Below are 26,549 nucleotides of genomic sequence, written 5' to 3'. Positions count from 1 at the left end.
TATCCATAAATGATTTTATAACCCACCGATCAGTTTTTTAAATCTTAAAAATAACCGCCCTCTCCAGCTGCTACCTGAACAACAGGGGAGCCAGTTCCTTTAAGCTCCGCGCCAGGTTTGAAACTCATGGGCGGTATTAGGAGATACATAAGAAACACTATTGAACGCTGCCGCCTTTAATTCTTCTACGGCCTTGATTACGCCATCAGGATTCTCTTTACTGCCACAGCTCAGGAAAATCAGTTTTACCTTTGATTTATCTTTTATATCTGCCGGGGCGTAAGTTCCGCCACTTAGCAGCGCATAATGAGAAAACACATCAGGATTAGCAAGCGTGACCATTTTGGTTTCCATTCCTCCCATAGACAAACCTGCCATTGCCCTGTTAGCCTGATTGGCAATGGTGCGGAAATGAGTATCCACATAAGGTATCAACTCTTTTACCAAAACTGTTTCAAATGAATCTATTTTAAAGTCCCTTATACGACCCCATTTAACCTCATTGGTCATTCCGTACGTCATTACAATAATAAAAGGCTTTACTTTTCCTTCGGCAATCAGGTTATCCATGATCAAATGAGCAAGCCCCTGGTTGGTCCACGCCGTTTCATCTTCACCCCAACCGTGCTGAAGGTATAGTACAGGGTAACGATTACCTATATCCTTGTTATAACCGGGAGGAGTGTAAACAAAAGCCCTGCGCGATGTTTGTGTACTTTTCGAAGGAAAAAGAATTTGCGACACATTTCCGTGCGGTACGTCCTTTAGTGCATAAAAACCCTCATCCTGAGCGGGTATTTCGATGCCGCTTTCCCAACGGGATGATCCGAAAAAATTCAATGCCCCCGGATCATTGAACTTACCTCCATCAACGGTAAGATTATAGTAGTGAAAACCCTCATCCATTGGACCTTCGGTTGTTCCGCTAAAAAATCCGTCTGTTCCTTTAACCAAAACAGTTCCACCTCTTCCACCCAGTCCCAAACTCACTTTAACACTATCAGCTGCCGGCGCATGCACTTTAAAGCGCGCATAGCCCTGAGAGTTGACCTGTGGATAGCCTTGTCCAGGTTGATTAAAACGCGAGGGCTTAAAATCTTCTTTTATGGTTTGCGCCATTAAAATCCCACCGGAAAAAGTGGTCATTAACAGCATCGATATCATTGTTCTAGTCATAATGGCCTATTTAGTTGTCAATCTATTTAAAAAGTAATGATGCGATCTCTTTCAGGCACCGCGCCAGGTTAAACACCATTCCCGGTATATTTACCGCTAGGGCCTCACACCTCCGGGCCTGCCACCAAAACTATTGGGGTTTACAGCTGGTTCAACCGACATTTTCCGGTAGGCGTCAAAACCCGAGGGGTTAACCGGTTTAAATAATAATTGAGAATACATATACAGGCCATTTTTCCAATGCTTAAAATCGTGATTGCCGGGTTCAATAAAATAGATGTGCGGCACATTTTTTTCTTCCAAATAGTCATGTGTACGCTTGCTAAACCCGATAAGACCATCACTGGCACCGCAGGAAATAAATAAGAGCTTTAATTGTTTTTTTGCTTTCTCCGGATCTGGCAATAATTCAGCGGCTGGTTTCGTATTAGGAGCAGACGAGAAACCACCTACCCAGGCAAATTTCTCCAGGTTACCCAAACCAAAATTCAACGATTGCCCTCCACCCATCGAAAGACCGGCGATAGCACGATGCTCCCTGTCTGCAAGCACCGGGTAGTTCTTTTCGATAAAAGGAATCAGGTCATCTATCAGGTCTCTTTCAAAAGTAGCAAAAGCCTGAACCTTTGCAGACTCCATTACGTTTCCACCCGCACGATCATCTTTCATCGCTCTACCGTTGGGCATGACCACGATCATCGGTACTGTTTTACCATCAGCTATCAGATTATCCAGTATTACTTGCGGCGTGCCGCCATTCAACCACTCAAATTCGTCGCCACCAATGCCATGCAGGAGATAAAGCACCGGATACTTTTTAGTTTTTGAAAAACCCGGAGGCGTGTATATCGTTACTTTTCTATCTACCCCTACTGTTTTTGAAGGGTAAGCTATGGTTTCAACTTTTCCTTTGGCTGTAGTGGCGCGAACCACATCAAAGCCCGGCGAAGCAGGTTGCACAGCATCCTGGGCAAAGGAGTAGCTGATTGTAGCAGCTAAACATAAAGAGACAATTATTTTTTCATTATACTATTTTTATAAAATGTTGTTTCCTAAAAAACCAAACGGAATGACGTGATACTTTCAGGGGAAATACGCACCCTAACCGTTTTTTTGTCACTGCTAATACTATTGTCTAACGAAGCCATATTCTTTGCCAATGTGGTTTCGACAGCAGATACATTACTAACGGCAGCGGGAACGGCAATATCTATAATTTTTGCAGCCGTACTCCTGTTTATAAGTACCATGGTTATATCATTTGTGCCTTCATAAGCCGTAACAAGAAAGCTTGCCTGACCTGCGGCATACTGTGCAGCAGCTATATTGCTGCCAAGGGAGGCTTCTATCCTTGTTCGCCCGGTGGCATATTTAGCATAATGAGACATAATATAACCTCGTTTGGTTATTTCTCCGTTGGAATAGATATACCAACCGGCAGGATTACCGGTATCCTTATCTTCGCCCATCATTCCGTAATATCTTTTAAGATACCAGTATACATAGGCATTGAAATTGTTGTTCATACAGTCATGCAATTCTTCTGCCAGTGTAGTTTTCAAAGAAGGTAACCACTCCCAGTCGTATTTCCATATAAAAGGCCAGTTTCTTGATTCGCTGTTGGCTGCCTGTTTATCAAATTCTTCATTAAACAAATGCTCGGTTACCCACACCTCTTTGTTATGCTGTTTTGCCAGAGGATAGTTGGATACCATGGTTCTAAAATTGAAACCATATAAATGCGTGGCAACAATATCAAAATTGTTAGATGTCTGCGGATCGTTCAGTAAGATATCGGTATAATCCTTTCTGAATTGAACCGTTTCGGATGCCATTAATTTTGTACCCAGGGAACGACCATACCCTTTAACAAAATCACGCATTTGCTCGGGGCTATAGGAACAACCGTCATACCCCACCTTATAGTCTGGCTCATTTTGAACGGAAACTGCCTCCAGCTCTATCCCCTCAGCTTTATAAAAATCAACATAGGATTTGATGTGCGCAGCAAAAGCACCATAATTCTCCGGCAACAAATATTCTCCATTCTGATTTCCATTAGTATTTAAAGACTTAAGATGGATAGGCGGCGTCCATGGGGAGGCAAAAGAATAGCGCCATGTTGCCTTGCCCGTTTGGCAGCTGCAAGCTCTCTGCTCCAGTTGGCCATACTCGGATAAAGCATAAGCCGTCCTATATTTAAACCAATTCCTTGCGGACCGTACAATTTATCGATATCTTGAAGAGATAGCTGTGTGTTACCGGTCCACGTAGGATTGATCATTCCACCAAACCCAGTAACCTTTTGATACCTTACCAATGGATTAATGGTTATTTTATCACTGCCTGAAAGCGGCGCCTGAGTCAACACCATTTTTTCTTCTTTACCGGTTGTAATATCTTTGATAACAATGTCCTGCTGACGCTGTTCCTCACCTAAATGTGGCTTTAAACGCACGTAAAGGCTGCCAGCAATAGACTGATCGCCCGAAGCGCCTCCGCTGCTGCGTGAAAAACCTGTAATAAAACCATCAGTCTGCGTTGTAATTGCCCAGCTGGTGCCAGACCAGCGAATCGCGATACTTATACTATCCTGATCGGCCCTTGCCGTAACAGTATTAGTGACAAATGATGCGTAGGAATTTCTGCTAGTCTTTACTCCTTCCTGAGTACCTTTCTTTGTACAGGAGATCAGCATAATTAGCCCATAAAAGGCTACAATTAAACCCATACCAGGCCAATAGACTGAAATTGATTTGGGGTTTTTACTTTTTTGATACTTCTTCATAAAGAGATTTTGAGGCAGCTCAACATCTAAACATACTACCAGGAGCAAACAGACCGTAGCTGTTACAGCAATCAATTTATAATTATCAAAACGACAATTATAGTGCTAAAGTAATGAATTTGGATTTAAAAATGATATCGATTGCATTATTTTTTGCAACAATTTTATACCATCATCAAAAGCAATCAAAAGACTACATTTCTTCGTAAAATAGCCAGACAAAACAGTTTGTTTCTTTATATATATGCTTATTCCAAGCATTGGGGAAGGAAAATTCCATCCCGTTAGTATATGAGCCGCCGAAAAAATGCGGACAAGTTGGTTTAATTTCCGCCTGGTTCATTTATCCCGCGCCGCAATTCTTCATAGAAAAACAATCGGTTTCATTATATTATAATACTTCAAAGAATGTTATTCCAGTCCCGGTTACTCCCGCCGAAGAGAGGCCCTGCACTACTACTGCGTATCGCCCGGGTAAATCAGAAGTATAAAAACTGCTACGGAAGGGCTTGCCTGATTGCAACAGTATATCGGGCTTCCAATGTAATACATTACGAAAGTCGGGCAAACGGCTTTCAAATTGTTTTTCGTTATCATAAACAGGTGCGTAAAACTCGCGCTGTAGTTGTAAGGCCTCATAATTCAACACCAATGTACTCTTGTCGAAATCATAGTTTTCAAGAGCAGGCCTGTAGGTCTTCCAATTCAGAACTCCGTCAAATACCGAGTTACCTAAAACATATTGCCGGGCAACTACATCCAAACTGTACACTTTAAAAGGGTCTAACTCAAAAAAGCGGGTAAAGTCAAAAACCGGAATACCATCCAAAAGGTTTAAAGGCGCATTGGGGAAGTATTCTTTCTTCTGAGCATTAATCACATGAAAGTTTACCTGCTTATTTTTTATACGTACATCGACAATCGATACAAATTCCCGCATTACTTCCTCCATTGAACTAAACCGGGTATATTTTTCAAGATCATAATTATAATCTGCATGCCTGTAAAATGCAGACGAATCAACGAATGCAGGCAGAGCCAGCTGTTGTAATTGTTCGGCGTTGTAAATATTGCGTACCTGGGTTCCAATGTGCTGGCGTAAAATAGTATTCGGATATTTAATATGGTTAAGAAATTGACGGGGAACAGTAGCTGTGTATTTTTTACTAAAAGGATCATCTATTGTAAAAGACAAATTGCTAACCTGCTGGCTTTGCACAATCAGTTGGTTACTTCCATAGAAACTTTTTATATCTGCTTTAATATTTCCCTCTACATCGCTCAAGGCTGTTTTGAATAAGGTAGTAGCAGACGATGCAGAAATAAACGCTGTGATGCCAGCTGCTGCCGAACCATTAGTTTTATCGGTAACCTTCCCGGTAATAATATGCCCCTGTAATTCAGGAACAAATTGATGAGTTATCTTTTGCCGGTTGAGCACTTGATCCCAATTAAACTTACGCCAACCCTGAGTCAGCAACAGTAGCTCCAGGGCTATCTTTGAGCGTACGTTACCCGGTGAAAAATAAATACCTGTATTTTCAAGAGGCCCCTTCAATTCAGAGGCAAGCAATAGGTATGCGGATATATCTGTTCCCGGCAGCTGTTGCAAAGAGTCCAGGCTGAAAACAGACATTGAGACGGAAGCACTATCTTCAATAGAGAGTCCATGAGCAGCCACCAACGTAATATCTACTTTTTCCCGCATGTTGTACTGACGACGGGTAGTTTCAATGTTAAGGTCCATTAGCCGGGACGGATGCTTGAAAACGATACGCTCACACAGCGGTGTGGCCTGTTCATTAAAGATGGTGATCGTTGATACGCCATCGGGTAACAAGGATTTATCTATAGCACTATTACCCACACCATTCTGAATGTTTAGAACCTGGCTATTCTGAGGTAGTCCTTTTGAGTGAAGCAAAACATATAACTTGCCATTACCATTACCCTTCGATTGGAGGCGTAGGTTGAATCCACTTTCGGTTTCTGTAACCTGCATCACCGCTCCCTCGCTATATATGGGAGGTAGCGTTGTTACAAAAGACTTTCCTGATGAGGTTAGGATAGCAACATGATAAGCGTTTCCCTGCGCGGGCGTAAAATTAAAAAAGCCAGCGCCATTATAAACAGGTTCAAATCTTTGTACGGTATCCGCTCCGGCAACCAGGTAGCCATAAAAATGCTGGTTGTGTTCAGCATCTCCATATAATTGGAACGCGACTTTGTTATCAACTCCCGATAGCAGGTTTCCTCCTTCGGGGAAGAAGCTCATTTTAAGTGATGGAACTCGCTTCTCTGTACCTGTAGTAATAACCGGCAACCTATTTATATTTAAGATGCGGATACTTTTTTCGAAAAAACCGCTGGCATCAAAGTTTTTCATCCAACGGCTGTAGGCCCTCAGTTTATAATTACCTGAATTAACAGATTGTGGTATATAAAACGAACCAATTCCAGCGGCATCATTCAAGGCTATTTTTGCCTGTAGTACAGGAATATTCGCGCTATCCAAAAGCTCTACATAACAGATTTTACTAAATTTCAAAGGTTTATTGGTAGCTCCGTCTGCAGCATATATTTTCAACCATATCAATTCGCCGCTTAAATAATATTCTTTATCCGTATGAACAAATAGCTTCTCAATAAGCGTGTTATTAGAATACTCCTTCAGCAGTTCAGCAATTTCACCTGTCACCGCCTGCCCTCTCCTTGCAGCGCCAGTGAATTAAACAAGATAAATAAGCAGCTGACAAAAACAAACCTTTTCATTCTTATAAATTTTTTTCTGGAAATGATCGCTAAAAAAAGATCGGGATGAGTACTTGCTTAGTTAGGCCAAAAGGCGGGTTTCACATTAGTAGCATTATTTAGGCGGCAATCTACACATTGCGCAGGCGCAGCAGCATACCTTCTTATTTGGAGAGTGACCGGATGGATAGAGTCTACAGTTGTAGGCACCAATGCAGAAGCATATTTTGCGATACTGTCAGGATCATTTGTAATTACAGACTGGTAGCAGGGATCCATATAACTCCAACCTGTTAAATCTTCTCTTTTTATTACGACACGCTTTTCCTTTTGCTGCGCAACTTCTACAAATCCTATTACGGTTTCATCAGGGTTACTTACACAACGAATATTACCACGCAGCAATGAAGGCTGAGGATCAAAAACGGAGCCCAGTTGCCCGAGTTCTTTTCATCATTTGTCTGAAACTATAAGCCTCCTTACTCAATTTGTACTGTTTTACCAATAAACTGTATACAACCTGCATCTTTTCTGAACCTGTCGGAACGAAATGAACAGGTGCAGATATTACATCCTTGGTTAATTTTTCAGTGGAACCCAATAGCATGGCCCTCGACCGCCCGGTTGCCCAGCATCTTCTCATAGTGGTATCAGCACGCTCGTCTGAAAACCTGTAGGCTACACCTGTTATGCGGTTTCCTGCGTCATATAAATATTTTAATGTAGGTATATAACGCGCCTGAATTTCCCAGGTATCTTCAAACAGCCACTGGTAATACCTTGCTGCGTTGAAATCATCATGGGTATGTATTGTAAAATTAATGCCGTTATTGCCCTGCTGCCAGCTTACACTATCGATGTCGGGTGTTTGCTGAGCCATTGTATAAGCTGATTCATACTGTTTTCCTTGGGCCTGTATTATTAAACGATATTTTTTTGAGGTTCTATCCGAATGTCTGAAGATGTATATACACCTTCAGACATCTCCTGCAAAGGATAGCTATCACCTGCATCACTCTGCACGGAAACAGTGGCACTTTTTTCCATAATCTCTGAGGGCGTTTCTGTTAACCGGGTAGTACGCGATAACCTGATCTCTGTTGGAGCCTGGCCATTGCTGATAAAACCGCTTATTACCAGATATCCTGTATCCGGCATGGCATAGTTGGCAAAATACCGATCCTTGCAGCCGTAAAATAGTACGACGGAGAAAAGCAGCCAATAAAATTTCGGAGATATAAGCATATACAATTTTTTTAAACATGAATGCAATACCTGCTTGCTAAAATTTAATATTAAAATTGATGAAAGGAATGGCAGTGCCGAATATAGAAAGCTTATAGCCATTTACAACTCCATTCTGAGACACATAATACACGGAGAATGGATTGCGCCTTCCTGTGAGATTGTATACGCCGATAGTCCAGGAATTATGTGTTTTCTGAGTTAGCTTATGATTTCCCGCAATATTCATTGAAAGATCCGTTCGGAAATAATCAGGTATACGATGTGCATTTCTGTCAGCATATAACGTTCTCGCTCCCCGTCGTAATAGAACCTACCTACAGGCAGCGTGATAGGACGACCGGTACTGTACGTAGTATTAACAGAGAAACTCAACCGGTGTGAAACCTTATAGTTTCCGATAAAAGTAAAATCATGCGGTTTGTCGTAATTGGCAGGATAGTAGTTCCCGTTGTTAATTATTTCACCGTTTAGCGGATCATCGGCTTTCAATAAAATACGGCTGTAGGTGTAACTAACCCAGCCGTTCAGTTTACCGGCAGTTTTCTTTATTAAGAACTCAGCACCATAAGCTTTTCCCATTGTTTCCAGCACATCCGTTTCGATATGAGGATTTAACAGCAACACCGCTCCGCTTTTAAAGTCGAGATAATTTTTGACTCTTTTATAATAACCTTCAACCGAAAGTTCAATTGTATTGGAGGCAACATTTTTGTAAAACCCTACAGAAAGCTGGTCACCAAATTGTGGACGTATATTAGGATCGCTCAACTTCCAAATGTCGGTTGGAGCCATCGCTGCCGTATTAGATAGCATATGAATATACTGCCTCAGGCTATTGTATCCTGCCTTAATTGAAAAAGTAGATGTAATGAGTTGCCTGAGCCCTATCCTTATCTCTGGCCCCTGGTACGTATTGATCACCTTATTTCGGGTATAGTCAGACGTACCAGTAATATTCTCCACGCTTCTTGATACACCAGCCGGGTAGTTATTAATAGAATAAGGGCCAAGATAGCCGTACAAAGAGTATCGTAATCCTGCATCCAACATTAACCCAGGTGTTACCTTAAAATTATCGCCTAAATATATAGCAGTTTCAAATGCCTGCTCTGCCGGCATTATGACACCCGAAACCAAAGAGGCATTTCCCACAGGCTGGTAATTTCCTGAATTCAGCTTATGAAGAGTAGCATTGAAGCCGAACTCAAGGCTGTGTTTGTTATTTATAGTATAACTAAAATGAGGCCTGAAATAGGTCTGCGCAATACTGAACGCCAGCGTGTACGCATTCACCGGATCTCCCTCCCCGTCGATGCGGTAGTCGTAACGGTCATGGCCGCCGGTAATAACAGAATAGAAGCGCGGATTAAAAGTGTGTTTCCATTTCAGCGAAAGGTTTTGGTTCTTGTAATGGAAAAAAGTATCTGTATTCAAATTAAAACGGTCGCTACTCAGGTAGGCATTGAGATGAATACTATTACGATCATTGAACTCATGATTAATAATCGCATTAATATCATAGAAAGAGGCTTTGCTATTTTTATACTCCTGGGGTAATTGCGTAAGCAACCAATCTGCATAGGTGGTTCGGCCTGCAAGTATATAAGACGATTTATCTTTCGCCAGTGGCCCTTCCAACTGCAAACGACTTGTAAGCAAACCAATACCTGCCGACCCCTCAAATTTTTTCTTATTACCCTCCCGACTATTTATGTTCACAACCGAAGAAAGCCTGCCTCCGTACCTTGCCGGTATACTTCCCTTGAAAAGCTCTACGTCTTTAACCACTTCCGGGTTGAAGGCCGAAAACATTCCAAAGAAGTGGGATGGATTATACACATTGGCCTCATTAAACAATATCAGATTCTGATCTGCTGCACCACCTCTTACATTAAGACCAGTACTGGCTTCCCCTACCGTTTTCACCCCCGGTGTTGTGAGTAACACACGCATAATATCTGCTTCACCAAAAACCACTGGCACCTGCTTGATCGTTTTGATATCCAGCTTTTGCACACCTAACTGTTCAGTACGTAAATTATTCATTTTCTGCGCCGAAACTACTACACTCTTCAATGTAATTGTACGGGTTTGCATGCTTACGTTTAACAAACCATTACCACGTACAACAAGTTTCATACGAACATCATCCATGCCTATATTCTGAACATTCAAGACATTGGTGTCTTTCGGCAGCATAAGTGTAAAAAAGCCAAATCTATCTGTGATCGTATTTATATTTCGCCCCTCAATATTGAGGGAGGCACCCACCATAGGCTCACCATTTCGCAGGTCCCGTACATAACCGTGCACTACGAAATTGGCTGTTGCTGTATCTTTGTTTCCTGCTTCCACAAAGTAGATTTTCTCCGGATCAATCGTTGCAGGCTTAAGAGAATCGATTATTGCAAATGAATCGCTGTTCGGAATACCTGAACCACCATTGTAAAACCAATCAGGCAAAGTGGTTTGAACAACCTGTTTGCCGGTTATATATACATAGCCTCTTTTATCTATTGAGTACAAAAGACGTGTATTCTTAAATCCCATATTCAAAGCTTCGTTCAATGGAATATTACTGAAAGCTACGGTTATCTTTGATGTATCCAGTTCGGCACTATTATAGTAAAACCGGTATTGACTTTGCTTTTCCAACGATTGCAGGAAAGTATGTATGTCGGTTTCGGTGTATGTCGCCGAAACCGCAGGAAGTTTTGCTACCTGGCTCTTCGAGGTTGCTACCATTAACAATATTCCTGTAACCAGGTATATCCGTTTGAAAAGTAATTGATAGGTTTTTCGCATTTTATTAATGGCTGCTATAATTTTTCATAGTAAGTGGCGACAGATTTCAAAGTACCCGGAAAATCACTTTTAATATCCGGCTTATTGCTTTTTATGAAATCTCTTACCTGGTCATTTTTATAGGCCTGTACCAGGCTTTTAACATTGGTTATTTTAAATGGCCGGCCTTCCTTGTAAACATAATAAACAGTGCTGTTTTTAAAATGATACCGGGTAGTGTTTTCACTAAGATCTTGCGACAATTCTTTTACCTGTTTGCCGTAAATAACACTTTTGTGCCCAGCAAAAACCAATTCGTAAAAACCAGTTCGCAGTTTTTCTTCTGATGCAGTTAAAGGAACGAACTTACGTCCTGAGAATTCGAAATAAGTAATTTCCTGAGGTGGAATTTCAAAAATTTTATAATTAACGGGATGTTGAATGAGCAATTTATCCTTATAGACATCGTAATTAATCAACACTTCTTTATACAATATATCATTATATACAACGCTACCTTTTATAAAATCTCTCGAACCGTTCCAAAAGGGTAAATTACCAGAAATGGTGTGGGCATAATCTATGTAAATAGGGCCATTAAATAGCGGGGCTTCCACCCCCATATAGCTTTGATACAAATCAGCAAGAGCTAACACTTTTTGATTTTCTATTGCATTTCCGCCGGTAGCTACCTGAGCACCAGCGTAAGCTGCACCACCCAAAAGCAGGCTTAGCATCATTATCGTTTTCATATATAGCAATCTGCTTTGTTAAAAACGGCCCCGGCTACCAGCGCTTCCGGGGCCTCTTGATTGTAACAAGTTTTATAAGCTACTTATTGGCCGGCTTTTACTTTTATTATATCAGCAACTGTTTTGTAGGAAAGTTTCCTGGAAAGATTTTCTCTCCAGATACCAACAGGTTCTCCTGACCTCCAGGAAGACGAAGCGGGCCTGTCAAAAGGACTCCAGAATGTAATACCGTAGCGTTGAGCCGGCGGAACCAACTCAAAGTATTTTTCTAACACATATTGATACATCTCTGCCTGAGCGGTATACTGTGCAGCTGTTGCCTGTGGTGTTTTAACGCCACCCAGGCTGATATCCAATTCGGATATTTTAATTATTTTTCCTGATGCCGCCAATAACCTGAAGTGTTCTGCTATATTTTCTTTATTTGTATTGATGTCGATATGCATTTGGGTGCCAATGCCATCTACCTTTGCCCCTTTGCTTTCTATATATTGCACATAATTGATCAGCCCGCGGCATTTAGCAAGATTGATTCCAGATTATTGTCGTTAATAAACAATTTATCGGTTGCGTTGGCATGCTGTCTTGCGAACTGAAATGCCGTCACGGCGTAGTCATAACCCAGGTAATCCTGCCAGTAAAATTCTCCAGCAGCCAATGTTTTCCCGACTCCTGTTTTAAGTTGTGTAGGGTTCGCGTCATCGAAAGGTTCTTTAACCACATCCCATGCAGTAACTACCGATTTACACGTATCGATCATCCCTGAAATAAATTTGTTCAAGGCACCGGTGATAATCGTTTTTTCTCTTCAGCAGTTTTTTGAGCATTCCATGAAATGATCACATTATCCATATAGTAATTTCCGAGCCGGTTCCTGATCCAAAAACCAGTGTAAAAGTTGTCAGTTCCTTTTCTTCAGCAGTGAGATTCAAATTACTAATAGGCAAAATAACCTTACCACCGGTAAGCCATACGTTGTCGGCCGCTCCAAAGCTGGAGGGCGAGCCGTAAACAGTTAATGCCCTGTTGTTGATACCCAGTCTCATACCAGACCCGAATAAACCGCCCGATCCAGGAGCAAGTATATCTAATGCTACCTGAGAGCAGTTACCTAGTTTTATCCCTGCCGGCAATGTAATATCTATTTTAGAAAACGACTGGTTAGCGGGTGTAGCAGCATTGCCTATGTGTAATACCTTGCTTCCACCGCCTTTGGGATCCAGCTCCACAACTGCAGTGCTGTTTCCGGTCATCGGGTACGCTTTACCAACTGCATCTGATTCAAAATTGACGGTAGTTATACCGCTGGCTCCTGTTATAAGACCGTTGAGATATGTGGAGTTTTGTGCTGTATGCCATGTAAGTACGTTTCCATAAACAAACTTGCCGGCGGCTTTTGCTACATTTAAAAACTTCTTAACACCGGTTAAATCTAAAGCACCATCTGCCATTACTACATCGCCGTGTCTCATCTCAGTTTCCAGAACAAGCTCGTCGAAGTTTCTTTCAGCAATGCGATAGCTCACATCCTGTGCGATATACCCTGCCGACGAAAGCGCCATTCCTAGTTTCAATACGGCGTTGGCTGATTTAATTGCCTGTAATCCGGGATAGGCATCAATCTCTTCCTGTAATACCACCGTTTCTGGCTTATCTACTGAGGTGTACTCATTAGATGAAAATTTGGCGCATGAGTTCAGCAAAAGTATTGCTGAGAAAGAGCATGCTAATGTTTTATTTATTTTAAACATGATATTTAAATATGAGGTCAAACAAACTATTTAGTTACAGGCGTAAACCATTCAGCTTTCACAGCCCTGTCACGCATTACCAAAGTATCTTTAGTGATAATACTACCGTTAATCTGCCTGGTATTTGCTCCCGTGCCAACAGTAATACTATTATAAGTTACCTGGTAGCTTAGGTACAGTGCATCCCGGTCTTTATTACCCCAGCTATTTTTTTCACCTCGCTTAACAAAAGAACCCGAACCTATTGCTGTAAAGCCGGTTGTACCCGAAGAAATTGTACAGTTGCCTGAATTATCGAACTTAAGTAGCAGTGTGCATGTAAAGTTGTTGTTATTATTATCCTGGAACAAAACCGGAAAAGTCAGTTCCGACAATGATTGGGTTGAGAGTTTGTTCACCTGGTCACTTTCTACATATTGAGCATGGCGCGTAACGGTTTTGGTAACATCGCCGGTCATAGCATCAGAACCTCTTCGCAGATAATTACCATGCCACTGATTTACAAATCTCACCGCATAGAGCGTGAAATTCTTAGCAGAAAGTATTGAGTCTGCACCACTGAGTGAGGTTAGCTTCATCGGAATAACATAAGTATTATTAATGGATTTAGGATCATTAAAGAAGGCATCTGTTAATTGAATATCAACACTGCCTGCAGCTGCGCCGGATGGAATAACAATACTGTTGGCTGCCGGTGTGTAGTAGTTGGCTGGCATTGGCAACACTTCACCTCCCGCAGCACTAAATAGCAATCCGCTTCCGAGTAATGTATTATCAATGCTATAACCTATGTTAATATCATTCCTGGCTTTATAACCTCCCCAAAAGCAGCAAAAATTTGAAACTTGTGTTGGTTATCTAAAGAGTTATCAACGGAAACGTCTTCTCCTAAAGTTATCGTTCGTACCGGGTATTGATACGCAAAGTATACAGTCTGATAATCGTAATCAGGAAAGTCCCTGTCGCGGTTACAGCCAGTAAACAAAGCTAGTAGCAAGATCAGCGATAGTATAATCGTTTTAATATTCATATGCTCGTTTTTATTAATTCGGAAGCTCTTTTTCATTTCATTTTATTTTATGGTCTATACTACCATCCTTTATTTTGTATCAACGCATTAAATTTCAGCATTTCGCTATTGGGTATAGGATTGGTGGTCATGAAACTCTGGAAGTCCCTGGATTCTACATTAATATAATTGTAAGCGCCACCAGTTATACTTACACCTTTTGCTCCCTCAGTCAGGTTTTCTTTCCAGCGACGTAAATCCCAGAAACGAATATCTTCGAAGCACAGTTCTAAACGGCGCTCGTTCCTGATCAGCTTTCTCATTTCTTCTTTATTATTTTTAACCAGTTCGAGGTAAGCATCGCCATTGGCTATTCCAATACCAGCTCTCCGGCGTATTGCTTTTATTACATCATAGGCAGAATAAGCATGTCCGCCATTACCTAAAGGCCCCCAGGCTTCGTTTGCAGCTTCTGCATAATTTAAAAATATCTCGGTGTAACGAACGATCGGTTTGATATGTCGCTGACCACTGGTTGTAGTAGATGTAAATGTTACACGGCTGTGCATTAATTTCTTCAAATAATAACCTGTACGGGTAGAGGTTGCCTGCTTCAATAAGCCATCGTTGGTGGGGCCATCTGCAGCTGTATTTATCGCGGTTGTGCTGGATGACAAAGTACCACCATTCACAAGCACGAACATTTTAAGACGTGGATCACGGCCCGTATAAGGATCGGAAGGATTATAACCGCTTGCCGCATCAGAAATGGGATAACCATTTAAAGCCGGAAAGGCATCTACCAGATTCTGGGTCGGATTGATACGACCATTACCAAACATTGTTGGCGGATAATTGTCTCTTTCAAGTCCGGAGCCGTTATCTTCCCAACTTGCTCTCCAAAGTACCTCGGGAGGATTAACTCCAACCGATAAACCATTTATCTGGTCGGCAATTGCCGTTGTACCTCCGTACCACTCCAATCCCGTTGCAGCAAGACCAGCCGGGCCATTAATCAGATCAAGGATTGCTGCTGCATCATGAGCGGCGTTCTCCCAGGTAGTAGTATTACCGGAGCTAAAAGCCGGGCTGGCAGCTATAATGGAAGTCTTTGCTTTTACAGCCATTGCGATTCTGCCACTTAAAAGTCCACCCCTAAAATTATTACCGTAAACCCGGTTATAATCGGTTCTGGCTACATTTCCAAATTTTGCAGGCACCGTTCCCCCTTCATTGATGTCGCCATAATCAAAAGGTAAAAGAAGCGATGCAGAATCCAGGTCTTTATAAATCTGCTGAAGACATTCTTCATAAGTGGACCTCGGTATATTAAAGTTTGCAAGTGGGTCCTGGAAGCTTAAAAATAGCGGAACTCCCAGCATTTGCCCATTCGACGCTTCACCTCCAAATAGCCGAAGCAAATCAGAATAAAATACTGCGCGTAAACCATACGCTTCACCCCGAATCCTTCTTCTGAACAACTCAGCTATATTAGGATCCACAGCCCATTGCACCTCATTCACTTTCTCCAGCATCTGGTTTATGTATTGTATCGCATGGTATCCATTCGTCCAGCGATTGAAACCAAAGGGAATAAATAAAGGAGACCAAAGTCCCTGAGTGATGCGGAGATATTCATTATTAAAATCATTAGAGACAGCGTTGTCAGTAGCCACATCAGAATGATACCAGCCCGTGTTAGGTATACGGGTATACGCATTACCTATCAGGCCATACATAAACCTTGCCTGGCTGGGCATCAGGGCGTTGGGATCGTCCACCTGGCGGTTGTTTTCAATTGCCGGCTCAAACAAATCCCTTTTGCATCCTGCTCCGAACAGAAGGATTGTTATCGCGGCCATTAATAATACTTTATTCATAATAAGTTGTTTTTAACTTTTACTGCTTTAAATTTTTCTTTAGAACAATGCCCTAACGCCAAAATTGTAGAAACGGGTCTGAGGAGTGCCACCAACATTCATCTCCATAAGCTCCCGCTCTTTAGATACCGTTAATAAATTGGCGCCGCTTACATAAACATTCAACTCTCTCATAAAATTGCTTTTCCTGATTGCACTTGAAAGGTCATATGTCACCTGAACTTTTGCCAGGTCGAAACGGTTAGCTTTATACATCCAAAAATCAGAAGTAACAAAATTATGCGCCTTGCTTTGGGTGGTTAGTCTCGGGTAAGTAGCAATATCTGCCGTTTCTGTTGTCCATCGGTCCCTTACTACTTTAGAGTATTTATCTTCTCCTCCAACCCAGAAATAGGAACCACTTTTTACACCATCCGCCCCGTATCTGCCTACTCCCAAAGCAAACAGGGTTAGCTTTCGCCATTGAGCGGTAAAGTGCATCCCGAGGTTAAAGGGCGCCCCATACCAGCCACCTCTACCTAACAAAACCTGGTCGTTCACGTTGATAATACCATCCCCGTTCTGATCCTTATACTTCAGGTCACCTGGCTTTACGGTCACGCCTAAAGAATGTACAGGAGAATTTTTGATATCATCCTGGTCTTTGAAGAAACCTGCATTTTCATATCCCCAGATACCATCCAGAACATGTCCCTGCCTGTAGAGGTAATCCTCATTTTGGATTTCAGTTCTTTTAATAGCTTTTGTTACATAGTAGGTACCATTAAGGCCTAAAATAACATTCACTTCATTAAGCTTTTTCTTGAAAGTAGCGCCAAAGTCAAAGCCAGACCTGCTTTCTATATCCCTGTTAACATTAGCTCCGAAAATAGAGTTGCCGGCATTAAACCAGTTAGGGTTCACTACTGCAGCCATAGTTGCTGCATTTACCAGGATATCAGTCATCCGGTTGGTAAAATAGCTGGCTTCCAGTTTAAGCAGCTGCTGAAAAAGGAGCCTTCAAAGCCTGCAGTAAGGTTATACCTTTTGGGAAAAGTCATTTGAGGATTAGAACCTCCTCTTGCTTCGGTAATGCGGCCCGAATAGCCACCGCCGTCCCAGCCCCACCAGGGACCATTATCATCCAGGCGGTAATAGCCCATGTACATGAAATAATTAGCAATGTCTATATCAGAGTTGATGTAACCTGCACTTGCAACTAATTTAAGATCGTCAATCACTGAAGAAGACTTAAGAAAGTTTTCATTGCTCAGGCGCCAACCTAAAGACAGCGTTGGATTAAATGCTTTTCTCTTTCCTTCGGGCAATTTTGGCGAATGAACGAGAGCTCCGCTAAAATCAAACATATATTTATCCCTGAATACATAACCCAGCTGTAAGCCTAGATTGACACTACCCAATGCATGATACTGCCCGGAAGTAGTTTGCTGAAAGCCATTGGCAACAAGTAAACCTGTAATATGATGATCTCCCGCTATTACATTATCGTAATTAAAATAGCTAGATAAGGCCAGAGTTTGCCTGTATACAGTACCATTTACATTTTGAACACCATCGGCCACATCCTGCCCGTATTGGGTAAGCATGGTAATATAGTCTTTACCTTCTGAGGTATACCAACCCGGCAAGGTTCCTGAAGCCCCGGTTCCTCCGGGAGAAAATACCGCATAGGTGTTATTGTAAGATTGGCTATAAGACGTCCGATAATCGATAGCCATATCTGTTTGAAATTTCAGTCCTTTAACAATATTGCGTAAGTCTGCTCCTACCGACGGATTGAATTGAAACTGCCTGCTTACAAACTGGCTGTAGGCACCGGCGTACATAGCCGCAAATGAGTTGGTTTGCTCTAATTGCGTACCGCCCAGGAAGTATTTACCGCCAATTAGATAATTACTGTTCTTTAATAATCCCCATGAAGCCAGGTCATTTTCTTCTATATAGCTGAGCGGGATCAATGGTGAAAACCGGTTGGGCCGAACAGTAGCCGCATCGGCCCAAAAATTCGAATTAGGGCTGCGGTCATCATAGAACGTGGCCTGCATATCTATTTTGCTGTATATAAAAGGATTGATCGTTATGTCGATATTACCTCTGACGCTAAAACGATTGGTTCTGTCATTTCTTTTTCCTTCTCCAAAATTCAGCATGGAACCGGCAGTATAATAATTGACGTTCGTATAATAACGCGCTCTTTCATTACCTCCAGATATCTCAGCCGTAACATCGTGCCTGTTAAAAGACTTCGTCACATATTCAGGAGTATAAAAATTCAGGTTGGGGTAACGATAAGGATTTTTTCCGGAGGAGAAATTATAAATCTCCGTAGGCGTAAACAATTCTGCCAGTCCATCATTGCGGCGGGCTTCATTGTATAAAGTCATGTACTCTGCAGACCCCAGGTACTCGGGATAGCTTTTTGCAACATTCACTCCCGTATTCAAAGTAACATTAGTCTGACGGTTATTAGCCTCCCCTCTTTTTGTAGTGATAAGTACGGCACCCTTTGCGGCCTGTGTGCCGAATAAGACTACAGCCGCAGCACTTTTGAGAAAAGTAATTTGGTCAATCTCGGTAGGCATCACATTATTGGCATCCCTGGGCACTCCATCTACTAAAGTAAAGTAACTACCCATTCCCCACATGCTATTGCCGTTGTAACCCGGAACCAGAGCATCCATATGGTCCAGGCTGTAAGTTGTGTAGTTCTTTTTCAACAACTCCTTCATATCAACAGCGTTAACTCCCCCAATCAGATCTTTTTGAGCCTTTACCCGGAAAAGTACATTAACATCATTAATAACATCTGACGGTGTCAGCACTATTTCGGTCAGTCCTGTTTCAGCTTTCACATATTTTGTTTTGTAACCTACGGCTGCTATACCCAATTCAGCATCGTAGGAAGCTTTAATTTCAAAACGTCCTTTTTCATCTGTGGTTACTTCGTTATCATCATCATCCACACTGCTTATCAAAGCACCTTGCAGCGGAACTTTCCCGAACCATAAACTGTGGCTTTTATGGTAACTTCCGAGGAAGTCTGTGCAGTTAGCATAATGGGAAATAGTGCTAATGCGGTGATCAGAACCCATCCTATTCTTAAATATTTCATTAGTTACACTTTTAATATAATTACTTGATCAAATTGTATCACAATCAGCTACCATCCGGGATTCTGAGGAAACTCCGTATAAAGCATAACATCTACATTCCTTAATGGAAGCCAATAGTGCTTTTCAGAAAAATTTCTTTCCAGTATCACCTGCTCTCTAAGATTCACAACCCTGTTTTCTTTCGCATTTGTGGTTGAGAAGCCCGGCGCCCGGTCAAACTCCAAAGAGGTCTTCAGAGTATAAGGCTTCTGAATAAGCAAACGCCAACGGCGCAAATCGTTAAACCGGTGCCCTTCGAACGAAAGCTCAACTGCGCGTTCGCGTCGATATTCGTTTCTGAATGCATCCTGTGAACCTGTAAACTTTCCGGCCACATGTCCAACACCTGCACGGTCTCTTACAAAATTGATCGCATCTACTGCAGTTTTGGTATAGTTAGGATCTTTGCCCATTGGTGAATTATACCCTTCTGATGCTGCCTCAGCATACATAATATAGATATCAGCAAGTCTCATATAAGGAAGATGCACGTTAAGTGATTTATTGTAACTGGTTCCCAAATCGTATTTATTACTCAAAGGAGGAATAAATTTAAAAAGCAGGTATCCGCTTCGGCTACTGGTAGTAATGGGCACCCTGTAATCCCCGCCTGAGTACAATGTAGCATACCGGTACTTCTCTTCATTTGCACTGGGGATACTGGCTTCCACCATTTTTCTTCCATCGTAAATAATATCATTGTAAAAGCGTGGATCACGCCCTTTCCATGGCTGAGTAGGACTATAACCCGATTCGTTATCAGCTACAGCAGCGCTGTTTGCAGCATTGATAGGTAAGCCGTTAGCCATCCCATAATAATTAACATAATTTGCCGTGGGAAAGAACTTCACCTCACCCTCCCCAATTAAGAACTGAGGCTGGTATTGGCGGCTGGTTCCGTAATTGGAACTATTGGCACTCCAATAAGGCCCTCTAAATATTGCCTCCTGTCCTTGTTCAGGTCCGCCCACTCTTCCACCGGGCATGGCCCAGTTTTCAAAATTGGTATAAAAGTTTTTATAGTAATATTGAAACGGTAATAACTATACTTGGTACCGCCTGCATCAATAATAGTTAGCAACTCACCAAATGCAGCAGCTGCCTTCTTTGCGTACTCTGTATTATAGCTTTGATTGCCTGTAGATGCTCCATTCATCAAAGGGCTGGCTGCCCACAGATAATTTTTACCCAGGTATCCCAACGCCATTATTTTATTAATACGCAGGTCGTTCTTGCCTAAGGTTCTCCTGCCGGCCAATGTATTATCCCATTCAACCGGTAGTAAATTAGCTGCTTCTCTAAAATCTGCAGCAGCTTTATCAGCGCACTCATGATAAGACAGACGTGGAAGATCCAGTTTCACGTCACTTGGCAACACTTTATCAATATACGGCAACCCTCCAAAATATTGGATTAACATGTGATGAAACCAACCACGAAAAAACAATAACTGACCTTTAATCAGGTTCTTCTCTTCCTGGGTTGCGTCTGTCAGCAAATTCATATTCTCTAAACCAAGATTACACTTTCTTATGCCATACCATGCACCGGGCCATAGCTTTTTAGTCATTCGATCATTATTCGTACTGAAGTTGCCTCCATCCATAAAACCTGCTCCCCAGCTATCATAACCACGCTGCCATCCCCAGAAATCGCCGTTATCCACCTTTACAATAAAATGAAAAGCCTGAGAAGTTGATTGTACTTCGTCATCACCCCAGTTCCAGGAATTCGTCCAGTAAGCATTGGTAAAATCAGGGATACATTGATACAGTTCCTCGGTAAATCCCTGGAAATTGAAGAAGTCTTTGAACGCTTCCTCTTTTGCGACAATGGAGCCAGGCTCTCTGTCCAGATACTTTTTACAAGAAGCAAATCCAACAATAGTAGTAACTATTCCTATTAAGAATATCGATTTGATATAATTCTTTTTCATAATTCTGATAATAATAGTTTAGAAAAACAGATTGAATCCCAAATTGAAACGTCGCATGGTAGGATATGCGCCCTGGTAAGAAGCACCACCAATGTTTTGTTCCCGATCATCCGGCATTTTGGTCCAGGTAATGAGGTTATTACCGTTCAGATAAAGCCTTACGTTGTCCAGCCTAGCTTTTCTTACGAAGCTCCAGTGGCTGTTTCTAAACGTATAAGCTATTTCAGCATTCTTCAAACGCACATAAGATGCATCGTAACGATTGAAATTGCCGCGAAAATAACCTGCCGGCACCGTTGACCATCTTGGCAGAGGTTGCGTCGGATCCTGGTTCATAGGAGACCAAAAAGTACCTTCGTCATAAACCGTCAGGTTTTTATTATTTAAACTATTAAAAGCAACATCGCGGTTTACATTGTTCACGCCATAAAATTGAAGAAACAGAGAGAGGTCCTTCCATTCTAAACCGAAATTGGCATTGTAACTATTCAAAGGCCAATCGCTATAGCCCCATGGCGCATTGTCAAAATCATCTATAACCCCGTCCCCGTTATAATCTACTATATAAACATTACCCGGAAGCTTGGCATTATCGTTGGTGTTATGCATCGTACTTCCGTAAAGTGCATCCCAGGTGCTGTAATAGCCATTGCTGACCTTTCCTCTCCAGGTACCCACTTCATAGCCTGCGGTTTTCTGGTAAGATGGGCGTAGTAGCGGATCATCAGCCTCGATAACCTTGTTTTTGGCATGTGTAATGATAAAATCTGAATACACACGCAGATTGGGATTTAAACTCTTCCTGATATGCAGTTCTAACTCGTAACCTTTATTTTTTACTTCACCCTGGTTAACGGCAGGAGCAGCGGTTCCAAAATAGCTTGGTATGGCACGCGCACCGCCCTGTAGTAATATATATTGGTACGATGATCCCAAAAAGATCTGCCTTACCGCTGATTAATCCTTTGAACAACTCAAAGTCTACACCTACGTTATATTTCAAAGCCTCTTCCCATTGTACATTAGGATTACCTACCCTTGTTTCTCTGAACCATGCATAGGGACTGGCTTCCGCGCCTTCGTTTATTACTCCCATAACAGCGTTGCCACCCCGCTGCCATTCGGTAAGGTAGGCCCAACGTCCGCCTCCAACATTATCTGCACCTGTCTTCCCAATAGATGTACGGAATTTAAACAGGTCGATAAACTGGATATTCTCCATAAATTTCTCCTTTGAAAGGATCCAGTTCAAACCACCCGAGGAGAAGAATGCAAATCTTTTGTCGGCAGCAAACCTTTCAGAACCGTTGTAAGCACCATTATACTCAACTGTATACTTGTTATCGAAGCCATAAACGGTACGAAACACCCAATCTTCCCGATAACTAGAATTTCACTTCCGGTAGCTGTTTGATTCCGGTTCATCAATCCCGTTAACGCGATATTGTGCTTATTGATTCGTTTGGCATAATTCAATTGCAAATTGTAAAAGATTCTACGATAAGCACCACCGGTACCACCGCCGGTTGCAGCCCATTTGTCGAAAGACTGGAAATCAAAGTTGGTCGAATTATCATTGGCAAACCTATATTGAACCATACCGGTAAGTGGGTTGATCCACTTACGTTGTACGTCATCTGCATCATTTAAACCTCGTCCCCCTTCTGAAAAGGTATTGTCAAAAGAAATCGTTCCATTGAATTTTAAGCCTTTTATGAGCATATCCAGGTTCTGCTCCAGTGTAAAGTCGGTAGCAACCCTCGCATTGGTGTTGTATTGGATACCGCTTCGTGCCAAGGCCATAGCAGAGTTCATGTAGGTTGCCTCGTTAGGCGCATAATATCCCCAGGAACCGTCAGCATAAACCGGCAGGAAAGCAGCGGGAGAAGCGAAGTATGCCGCACTCCATGTACTGGATTCATTTACTCCTGCCCACGGGCTCTTTCTCTGTCCATAAGTTCCGGCAAGATTCACTTTAAATACCGTAGTTCCGGTTAACTGAAAATCGAGATTCGTACGGAAGTTGATACGATTGAAGCCATAACCCGGAGTGTAACCACGATTATTCTCATAAATTTTAAAAATATCTCCTTCATGTGCAAAGTCGACACTGGAGAAGTATTTCACAAACCGCGTACCTCCCTGGATATTCAAATTCGCGTTGGACGACCAGGTATGCTTTTTAAACAACGCATCTACCCAGTCAACATTCGGATACCGCTCAGCTTCTTCGAGGTTAAGGGGATTACGATATTTTTGCATAATAGCATACGGCATATAATCAGCCCAGGCTTCCGGCGCAGTGGCCAGTTCATATTCGATTACATCATTTCTTACACGGAATGCGTCGTAAGAATCCATTTTTGTGGAAGCTTAGAAGGAACCTTCATGATCGTGTTCAATGTAGCCCTGATAGCAGCTTTACCCGCCCGGCCTCTTTTGGTAGTTACCAATATTACACCATTGGCACCCCTCGATCCAAATACGGCAGTAGCCGAGGCGTCTTTTAGAACCGTTACAGTTTCAACAGAAGCAATATCCAGATTTGCAATGGTACGCTCTACTCCATCCACAAGTACCAGCGGATCCGAGCCATTCAAGCTACTTACTCCACGTATAATAAAGCGTGGATCTTCTTCTCCCGGTGTACCCGAGCCCTGTGCTGTAATTAATCCCGGAAGATTACCGGTCATCGCGGCACCAAGACTGGTTACACCACCTGCGCGCTCCAGCTCTTTAAATCCTGTTTGAGAAACAGCGGCAACATTCCCCTCCTTGGTTGTTTTACCATAACCGATCACTACTACGTCGTCTAAAGAAGTTTGATTTCCATCGAGTGTTATCACTAAATCTTTAAAAGTATCAGTAAGCGATATTTTTTTAGTTGCGTGTGTAACATGGCTAACAATCAGTGTTGCACTGGCCTTCGAAACAGCAATCGAAAATTCTCCTTTTGCATTAGAGACAACTATTGTCTGCGTGCCCTCTTCATTAATGCTTGCGCCAGACAGAGGTTCATTATTTACTGAAGCTAGTATTTTCCCCGTAACAGTGATTCTATTTTGGGCAATTGCATAGGAACCGCCCATAACAACCAGCAGCAACGTAATTAATATTTGTGTCGAAATTTTAACTAAGGGATTTCGACCCCAATCTCTTTGAGACATGTTAGGTTTGTATTTTTTCATATCAAATTTTGTATTGAAACATATTCCGGATATCGACATCGTTAGACGTAGCATCCCCTAAATGGGCACTAATAATTCGAGGAGAACCACTTCGTTCGCAGTAAGATGGAAAAGCATGATCGTTTAGTATTAATAATTAGTAATCGTCTGTAAGCTTCTATTTACAGATACTGTTATCAAATCAATTTCAAAACTGTTTATTGACGGCAGCGTTATATAGTTTATACTTCTCTCAAATCAACATCATGATTCGCTAAAGCAATCGTTACATATAAATGTCATTAAAACAATTATATGGCTAAGTTAGATATTTAATTAAAAAATACAATCGATTGTATTTTTTTCTAAAAAAATATTATTGCTCTAACAAAAGAATTCAACAAATTACATTAATAATTGATTATTTTGCGATTACACAATATTTAATATATAATATAAGTAATATTCAATAAAAACGATTGTATTTCAATTGCGAATTTTACACGAAAGCTTCTCCTCTTCAAACATTTCACTTAAAATCCCGGGGTTATTATATACAATAAGTAGTCTTACATATAAAATTGAGCTGTACTTGCGCCTGCATTGCGTTCTTATCCCCTATCCCCGGCAAAATTGCCTCCTTGGTGAAAAAGATCTGCTCATAAGAAAAAGCCAGTGACTTTATTTTTTATTAAAACAACCTGCAAAAGAAAAACCACAATATCAAATGCTATATGAACTACTGTCTACCAATGTAAAATCGATTGCATCATTGACACTTAAGAAGTCTAAAAAATAAAAGATTTACTACGCATTTAGTGTTAAAAAAGTGACTAATTTGAGATTACAAATTTTCAGCACATTTTAAAAGAAGAAGCCCTCATTAACCTGTCCAACTTAGCATTAACAAGGCTTTCAATCAATACAGCCAGGCTCTTTGAGCATCCTAATCATTTTACTACAGCTATTTATTCTCTAAAGTAATTATAAAGATTAAATAAAGCAACCGATTGCAATTATTTTTTGATACCTTTACAAAAATCACTTATTTGCCATATGCATAAGGGTAAAGAAATTACCATGTATGACCTTGCCAGAGAACTCAATGTATCTGTAGCAACCGTTAGCCGTGCATTAAAGGATGATCCGGCTGTACATAAAAAAACAAGAAAAAGAATCGCTGACCTGGCTACTGAGCTGGGCTACCAGGCCAACCTTTTTGCTCGCAGTTTAAGAACAAAGGAAACAAAAACAATCGGTTTCATGATTCATGAGCTGAACAGTAATTTCATCAATGCCGTACTGGCCGGCGTAGAAAGAGTAACCGCCAAAGAAGGTTATGACCTGATCATCGCTCACTCTTCAGAGAGTTTCGATAAGGAAGTTTCCAATGCCAGGAACCTCTTCCATAAACGCGTGGATGGGCTTATTGCATCCCTTGCTTTCGAAACAAGGGATCTTAACCACTTCAAACAATTTGCAGACCGGGATATTCCAGTCATTTTTTTGACCGGGTTGAGCGCAACAATGACTATACTGTGGTTGTAATTGATAATTATAAATGTGGCTATGAAGCAACCAAACACCTTATCGATCAGGGTTGCAAGAGGATCGCGCATATTACATCCAGTCTTACAAGGAATGTATATGCTGACCGGTATCGTGGCTATAAAGATGCGTTATTCGATCATAATATACAGCTCGACGAGAAGTTAGTAATTATAAACGATCTGAGCGAAAATGCCGGAATCAATTCTGCAAAACAGGTAATTAAAATGAAACCTTTACCTGACGGCGCATTTATTACTAATGACTTTGTTGCAGCCGCATTTATGAAAACGCTTACAGAGCACCAATTGGTGGTTCCAGGGGATATTGCTGTGGTGGGATTTAACAATGATGCGATTTCTCACTTAATCGCACCTACCCTCACCACCATCAATTACCCGGTATCGAGATGGGTGAGATCGCAGCCAGGTCTATCATTAACCACCTTAAAGGTGTTAGCAATATTAACCAGATCAATACAGTGATCATCAGCTCTAAACTGGTCATCCGCCAGTCTTCCCAAAAGACAAATCAAAAAGCTGATTCTTCCTTAGCTATATAAATACTTATGAAAAAAGTCTCTTCATTTTTCTCATTCTCTTTTCCT

25 protein-coding genes and 1 pseudogene are annotated in these 26,549 nt (G+C 41.6%); 2 read left to right on the top strand and 24 right to left on the bottom strand.

Annotated elements, in window-relative coordinates; genetic code table 11:
* Window positions 1-99 precede the first annotated feature (99 nt).
* From MKP07_RS26105 to MKP07_RS26000, 24 genes and pseudogenes are all read right to left on the bottom strand, one after another.
* Window positions 100-1,176, bottom strand: coding sequence for an alpha/beta hydrolase-fold protein (locus MKP07_RS26105; protein ID WP_240850171.1), 1,077 nt, complete (start codon window positions 1,174-1,176; stop codon window positions 100-102).
* A gap of 96 nt (window positions 1,177-1,272) precedes the next feature.
* A complete protein-coding gene (locus MKP07_RS26100; RefSeq protein ID WP_240850169.1) occupies window positions 1,273-2,136 on the bottom strand; it encodes an alpha/beta hydrolase in 864 nt (287 codons plus the stop codon).
* Window positions 2,137-2,228: 92 nt separating this feature from the next.
* Window positions 2,229-3,260, bottom strand: coding sequence for a glycoside hydrolase (locus MKP07_RS26095; protein WP_240851080.1), 1,032 nt, complete (start codon window positions 3,258-3,260; stop codon window positions 2,229-2,231).
* A complete protein-coding gene (locus tag MKP07_RS26090) occupies window positions 3,242-3,964 on the bottom strand; it encodes a hypothetical protein (protein WP_240850166.1) in 723 nt (240 codons plus the stop codon). Before MKP07_RS26090 ends, MKP07_RS26095 begins: the two co-directional genes overlap by 19 nt.
* Before the next feature lie 391 nt (window positions 3,965-4,355).
* Window positions 4,356-6,662 (bottom strand): hypothetical protein, encoded by a 2,307-nt coding sequence (locus MKP07_RS26085; RefSeq protein WP_240850164.1) that lies wholly within the window; start codon window positions 6,660-6,662, stop codon window positions 4,356-4,358.
* 131 nt (window positions 6,663-6,793) lie between these two features.
* Window positions 6,794-7,120, bottom strand: coding sequence for a hypothetical protein (locus tag MKP07_RS26080; RefSeq protein WP_240850161.1), 327 nt, complete (start codon window positions 7,118-7,120; stop codon window positions 6,794-6,796).
* A 13-nt stretch (window positions 7,121-7,133) separates the two neighbouring features.
* A pseudogene (locus tag MKP07_RS26075) lies at window positions 7,134-7,873 on the bottom strand (DUF4249 domain-containing protein).
* Between the two features lie 124 nt (window positions 7,874-7,997).
* Entirely contained in the window at window positions 7,998-8,189 is a 192-nt protein-coding gene (locus tag MKP07_RS26070) for a hypothetical protein (protein ID WP_240850159.1), read from the bottom strand.
* Complete coding sequence (locus tag MKP07_RS26065) at window positions 8,186-10,768, bottom strand: TonB-dependent receptor plug domain-containing protein (protein ID WP_240850156.1); 2,583 nt, start codon at window positions 10,766-10,768, stop codon at window positions 8,186-8,188. The genes MKP07_RS26070 and MKP07_RS26065 overlap by 4 nt, the downstream gene beginning before the upstream one ends.
* A gap of 14 nt (window positions 10,769-10,782) precedes the next feature.
* Window positions 10,783-11,499: a hypothetical protein gene (locus tag MKP07_RS26060; RefSeq protein ID WP_240850154.1), complete on the bottom strand. Its 717-nt coding sequence runs from the start codon at window positions 11,497-11,499 to the stop codon at window positions 10,783-10,785.
* An 83-nt stretch (window positions 11,500-11,582) separates the two neighbouring features.
* Complete coding sequence (locus MKP07_RS39625) at window positions 11,583-11,996, bottom strand: endo-1,4-beta-xylanase (RefSeq protein WP_317235897.1); 414 nt, start codon at window positions 11,994-11,996, stop codon at window positions 11,583-11,585.
* 8 nt (window positions 11,997-12,004) lie between these two features.
* On the bottom strand, window positions 12,005-12,280 hold the full coding sequence (locus MKP07_RS39620) for an endo-1,4-beta-xylanase (protein WP_262919484.1): 276 nt from the start codon (window positions 12,278-12,280) through the stop codon (window positions 12,005-12,007).
* 58 nt (window positions 12,281-12,338) lie between these two features.
* A complete protein-coding gene (locus tag MKP07_RS26050) occupies window positions 12,339-13,250 on the bottom strand; it encodes an endo-1,4-beta-xylanase (protein WP_240850153.1) in 912 nt (303 codons plus the stop codon).
* Between the two features lie 26 nt (window positions 13,251-13,276).
* Window positions 13,277-14,029, bottom strand: coding sequence for a DUF5627 domain-containing protein (locus MKP07_RS26045; RefSeq protein WP_240851079.1), 753 nt, complete (start codon window positions 14,027-14,029; stop codon window positions 13,277-13,279).
* 8 nt (window positions 14,030-14,037) lie between these two features.
* Entirely contained in the window at window positions 14,038-14,316 is a 279-nt protein-coding gene (locus MKP07_RS26040) for a hypothetical protein (protein WP_240850150.1), read from the bottom strand.
* Between the two features lie 23 nt (window positions 14,317-14,339).
* Window positions 14,340-16,139 (bottom strand): RagB/SusD family nutrient uptake outer membrane protein, encoded by a 1,800-nt coding sequence (locus tag MKP07_RS26035; protein WP_240850147.1) that lies wholly within the window; start codon window positions 16,137-16,139, stop codon window positions 14,340-14,342.
* Window positions 16,140-16,178: 39 nt separating this feature from the next.
* Window positions 16,179-17,084: a SusC/RagA family TonB-linked outer membrane protein gene (locus tag MKP07_RS26030; RefSeq protein WP_240850146.1), complete on the bottom strand. Its 906-nt coding sequence runs from the start codon at window positions 17,082-17,084 to the stop codon at window positions 16,179-16,181.
* Window positions 17,081-19,231, bottom strand: a complete 2,151-nt coding sequence (locus tag MKP07_RS26025; protein WP_240850143.1) for a TonB-dependent receptor — start codon at window positions 19,229-19,231, stop codon at window positions 17,081-17,083. The genes MKP07_RS26030 and MKP07_RS26025 overlap by 4 nt, the downstream gene beginning before the upstream one ends.
* A gap of 68 nt (window positions 19,232-19,299) precedes the next feature.
* A complete protein-coding gene (locus tag MKP07_RS26020; RefSeq protein WP_240851075.1) occupies window positions 19,300-20,262 on the bottom strand; it encodes a RagB/SusD family nutrient uptake outer membrane protein in 963 nt (320 codons plus the stop codon).
* Complete coding sequence (locus MKP07_RS41425) at window positions 20,157-21,227, bottom strand: RagB/SusD family nutrient uptake outer membrane protein (protein ID WP_240850141.1); 1,071 nt, start codon at window positions 21,225-21,227, stop codon at window positions 20,157-20,159. The genes MKP07_RS26020 and MKP07_RS41425 overlap by 106 nt, the downstream gene beginning before the upstream one ends.
* A gap of 18 nt (window positions 21,228-21,245) precedes the next feature.
* Window positions 21,246-22,163 (bottom strand): SusC/RagA family TonB-linked outer membrane protein, encoded by a 918-nt coding sequence (locus MKP07_RS26010; RefSeq protein WP_240850138.1) that lies wholly within the window; start codon window positions 22,161-22,163, stop codon window positions 21,246-21,248.
* A complete protein-coding gene (locus tag MKP07_RS26005) occupies window positions 22,078-22,449 on the bottom strand; it encodes a hypothetical protein (RefSeq protein WP_394803604.1) in 372 nt (123 codons plus the stop codon). Before MKP07_RS26005 ends, MKP07_RS26010 begins: the two co-directional genes overlap by 86 nt.
* A 26-nt stretch (window positions 22,450-22,475) precedes the next feature.
* Window positions 22,476-23,588 (bottom strand): SusC/RagA family TonB-linked outer membrane protein, encoded by a 1,113-nt coding sequence (locus MKP07_RS42980; protein ID WP_262919482.1) that lies wholly within the window; start codon window positions 23,586-23,588, stop codon window positions 22,476-22,478.
* Window positions 23,561-24,415, bottom strand: coding sequence for a TonB-dependent receptor plug domain-containing protein (locus MKP07_RS26000; RefSeq protein ID WP_240850130.1), 855 nt, complete (start codon window positions 24,413-24,415; stop codon window positions 23,561-23,563). The genes MKP07_RS42980 and MKP07_RS26000 overlap by 28 nt, the downstream gene beginning before the upstream one ends.
* 1,035 nt (window positions 24,416-25,450) lie before the next feature.
* On the opposite strand from MKP07_RS26000, the gene MKP07_RS39600 reads away from it, so the two are divergent.
* Both MKP07_RS39600 and MKP07_RS39595 read left to right on the top strand, forming a co-directional pair.
* Window positions 25,451-25,942 carry a LacI family DNA-binding transcriptional regulator gene (locus tag MKP07_RS39600; RefSeq protein ID WP_262919481.1) on the top strand — a complete coding sequence of 164 codons (492 nt, stop codon included), beginning with the start codon at window positions 25,451-25,453 and terminating at the stop codon, window positions 25,940-25,942.
* Window positions 25,933-26,427 (top strand): substrate-binding domain-containing protein, encoded by a 495-nt coding sequence (locus tag MKP07_RS39595; RefSeq protein WP_317235896.1) that lies wholly within the window; start codon window positions 25,933-25,935, stop codon window positions 26,425-26,427. Before MKP07_RS39600 ends, MKP07_RS39595 begins: the two co-directional genes overlap by 10 nt.
* Window positions 26,428-26,549: the final 122 nt, after the last annotated feature.

Origin of the sequence: Paraniabella hibiscisoli, from assembly GCF_022512515.1 — a bacterium.
GTDB lineage: Bacteria > Bacteroidota > Bacteroidia > Chitinophagales > Chitinophagaceae > Niabella > Niabella hibiscisoli.
The sequence above is the reverse complement of the archived record's forward strand: the minus strand, read 5'-3'. Positions and strand labels throughout refer to the sequence as shown.

Bases quoted from the DNA above. Each gene is read 5' to 3' on its own strand.
- MKP07_RS26105 (WP_240850171.1), bottom strand. From the start codon at position 1,176: ATGACTAGAACAATGATATCGATGCTGTTAATGACCACTTTTTCCGGT.
- MKP07_RS26090 (WP_240850166.1), bottom strand. From the start codon at position 3,964: ATGAAGAAGTATCAAAAAAGTAAAAACCCCAAATCAATTTCAGTCTAT.
- MKP07_RS26070 (WP_240850159.1), bottom strand. From the start codon at position 8,189: ATGAATATTGCGGGAAATCATAAGCTAACTCAGAAAACACATAATTCC.
- MKP07_RS26065 (WP_240850156.1), bottom strand. From the start codon at position 10,768: ATGCGAAAAACCTATCAATTACTTTTCAAACGGATATACCTGGTTACA.
- MKP07_RS26060 (WP_240850154.1), bottom strand. From the start codon at position 11,499: ATGAAAACGATAATGATGCTAAGCCTGCTTTTGGGTGGTGCAGCTTAC.
- MKP07_RS26050 (WP_240850153.1), bottom strand. From the start codon at position 13,250: ATGTTTAAAATAAATAAAACATTAGCATGCTCTTTCTCAGCAATACTT.
- MKP07_RS26040 (WP_240850150.1), bottom strand. From the start codon at position 14,316: ATGAAAAAGAGCTTCCGAATTAATAAAAACGAGCATATGAATATTAAA.
- MKP07_RS26035 (WP_240850147.1), bottom strand. From the start codon at position 16,139: ATGAATAAAGTATTATTAATGGCCGCGATAACAATCCTTCTGTTCGGA.
- MKP07_RS26030 (WP_240850146.1), bottom strand. From the start codon at position 17,084: ATGACTGATATCCTGGTAAATGCAGCAACTATGGCTGCAGTAGTGAAC.
- MKP07_RS26025 (WP_240850143.1), bottom strand. From the start codon at position 19,231: ATGGGTTCTGATCACCGCATTAGCACTATTTCCCATTATGCTAACTGC.
- MKP07_RS41425 (WP_240850141.1), bottom strand. From the start codon at position 21,227: ATGAAAAAGAATTATATCAAATCGATATTCTTAATAGGAATAGTTACT.
- MKP07_RS26005 (WP_394803604.1), bottom strand. From the start codon at position 22,449: ATGGAGAATATCCAGTTTATCGACCTGTTTAAATTCCGTACATCTATT.
- MKP07_RS42980 (WP_262919482.1), bottom strand. From the start codon at position 23,588: ATGGATTCTTACGACGCATTCCGTGTAAGAAATGATGTAATCGAATAT.
- MKP07_RS26000 (WP_240850130.1), bottom strand. From the start codon at position 24,415: ATGAAAAAATACAAACCTAACATGTCTCAAAGAGATTGGGGTCGAAAT.
- MKP07_RS39600 (WP_262919481.1), top strand. From the start codon at position 25,451: ATGCATAAGGGTAAAGAAATTACCATGTATGACCTTGCCAGAGAACTC.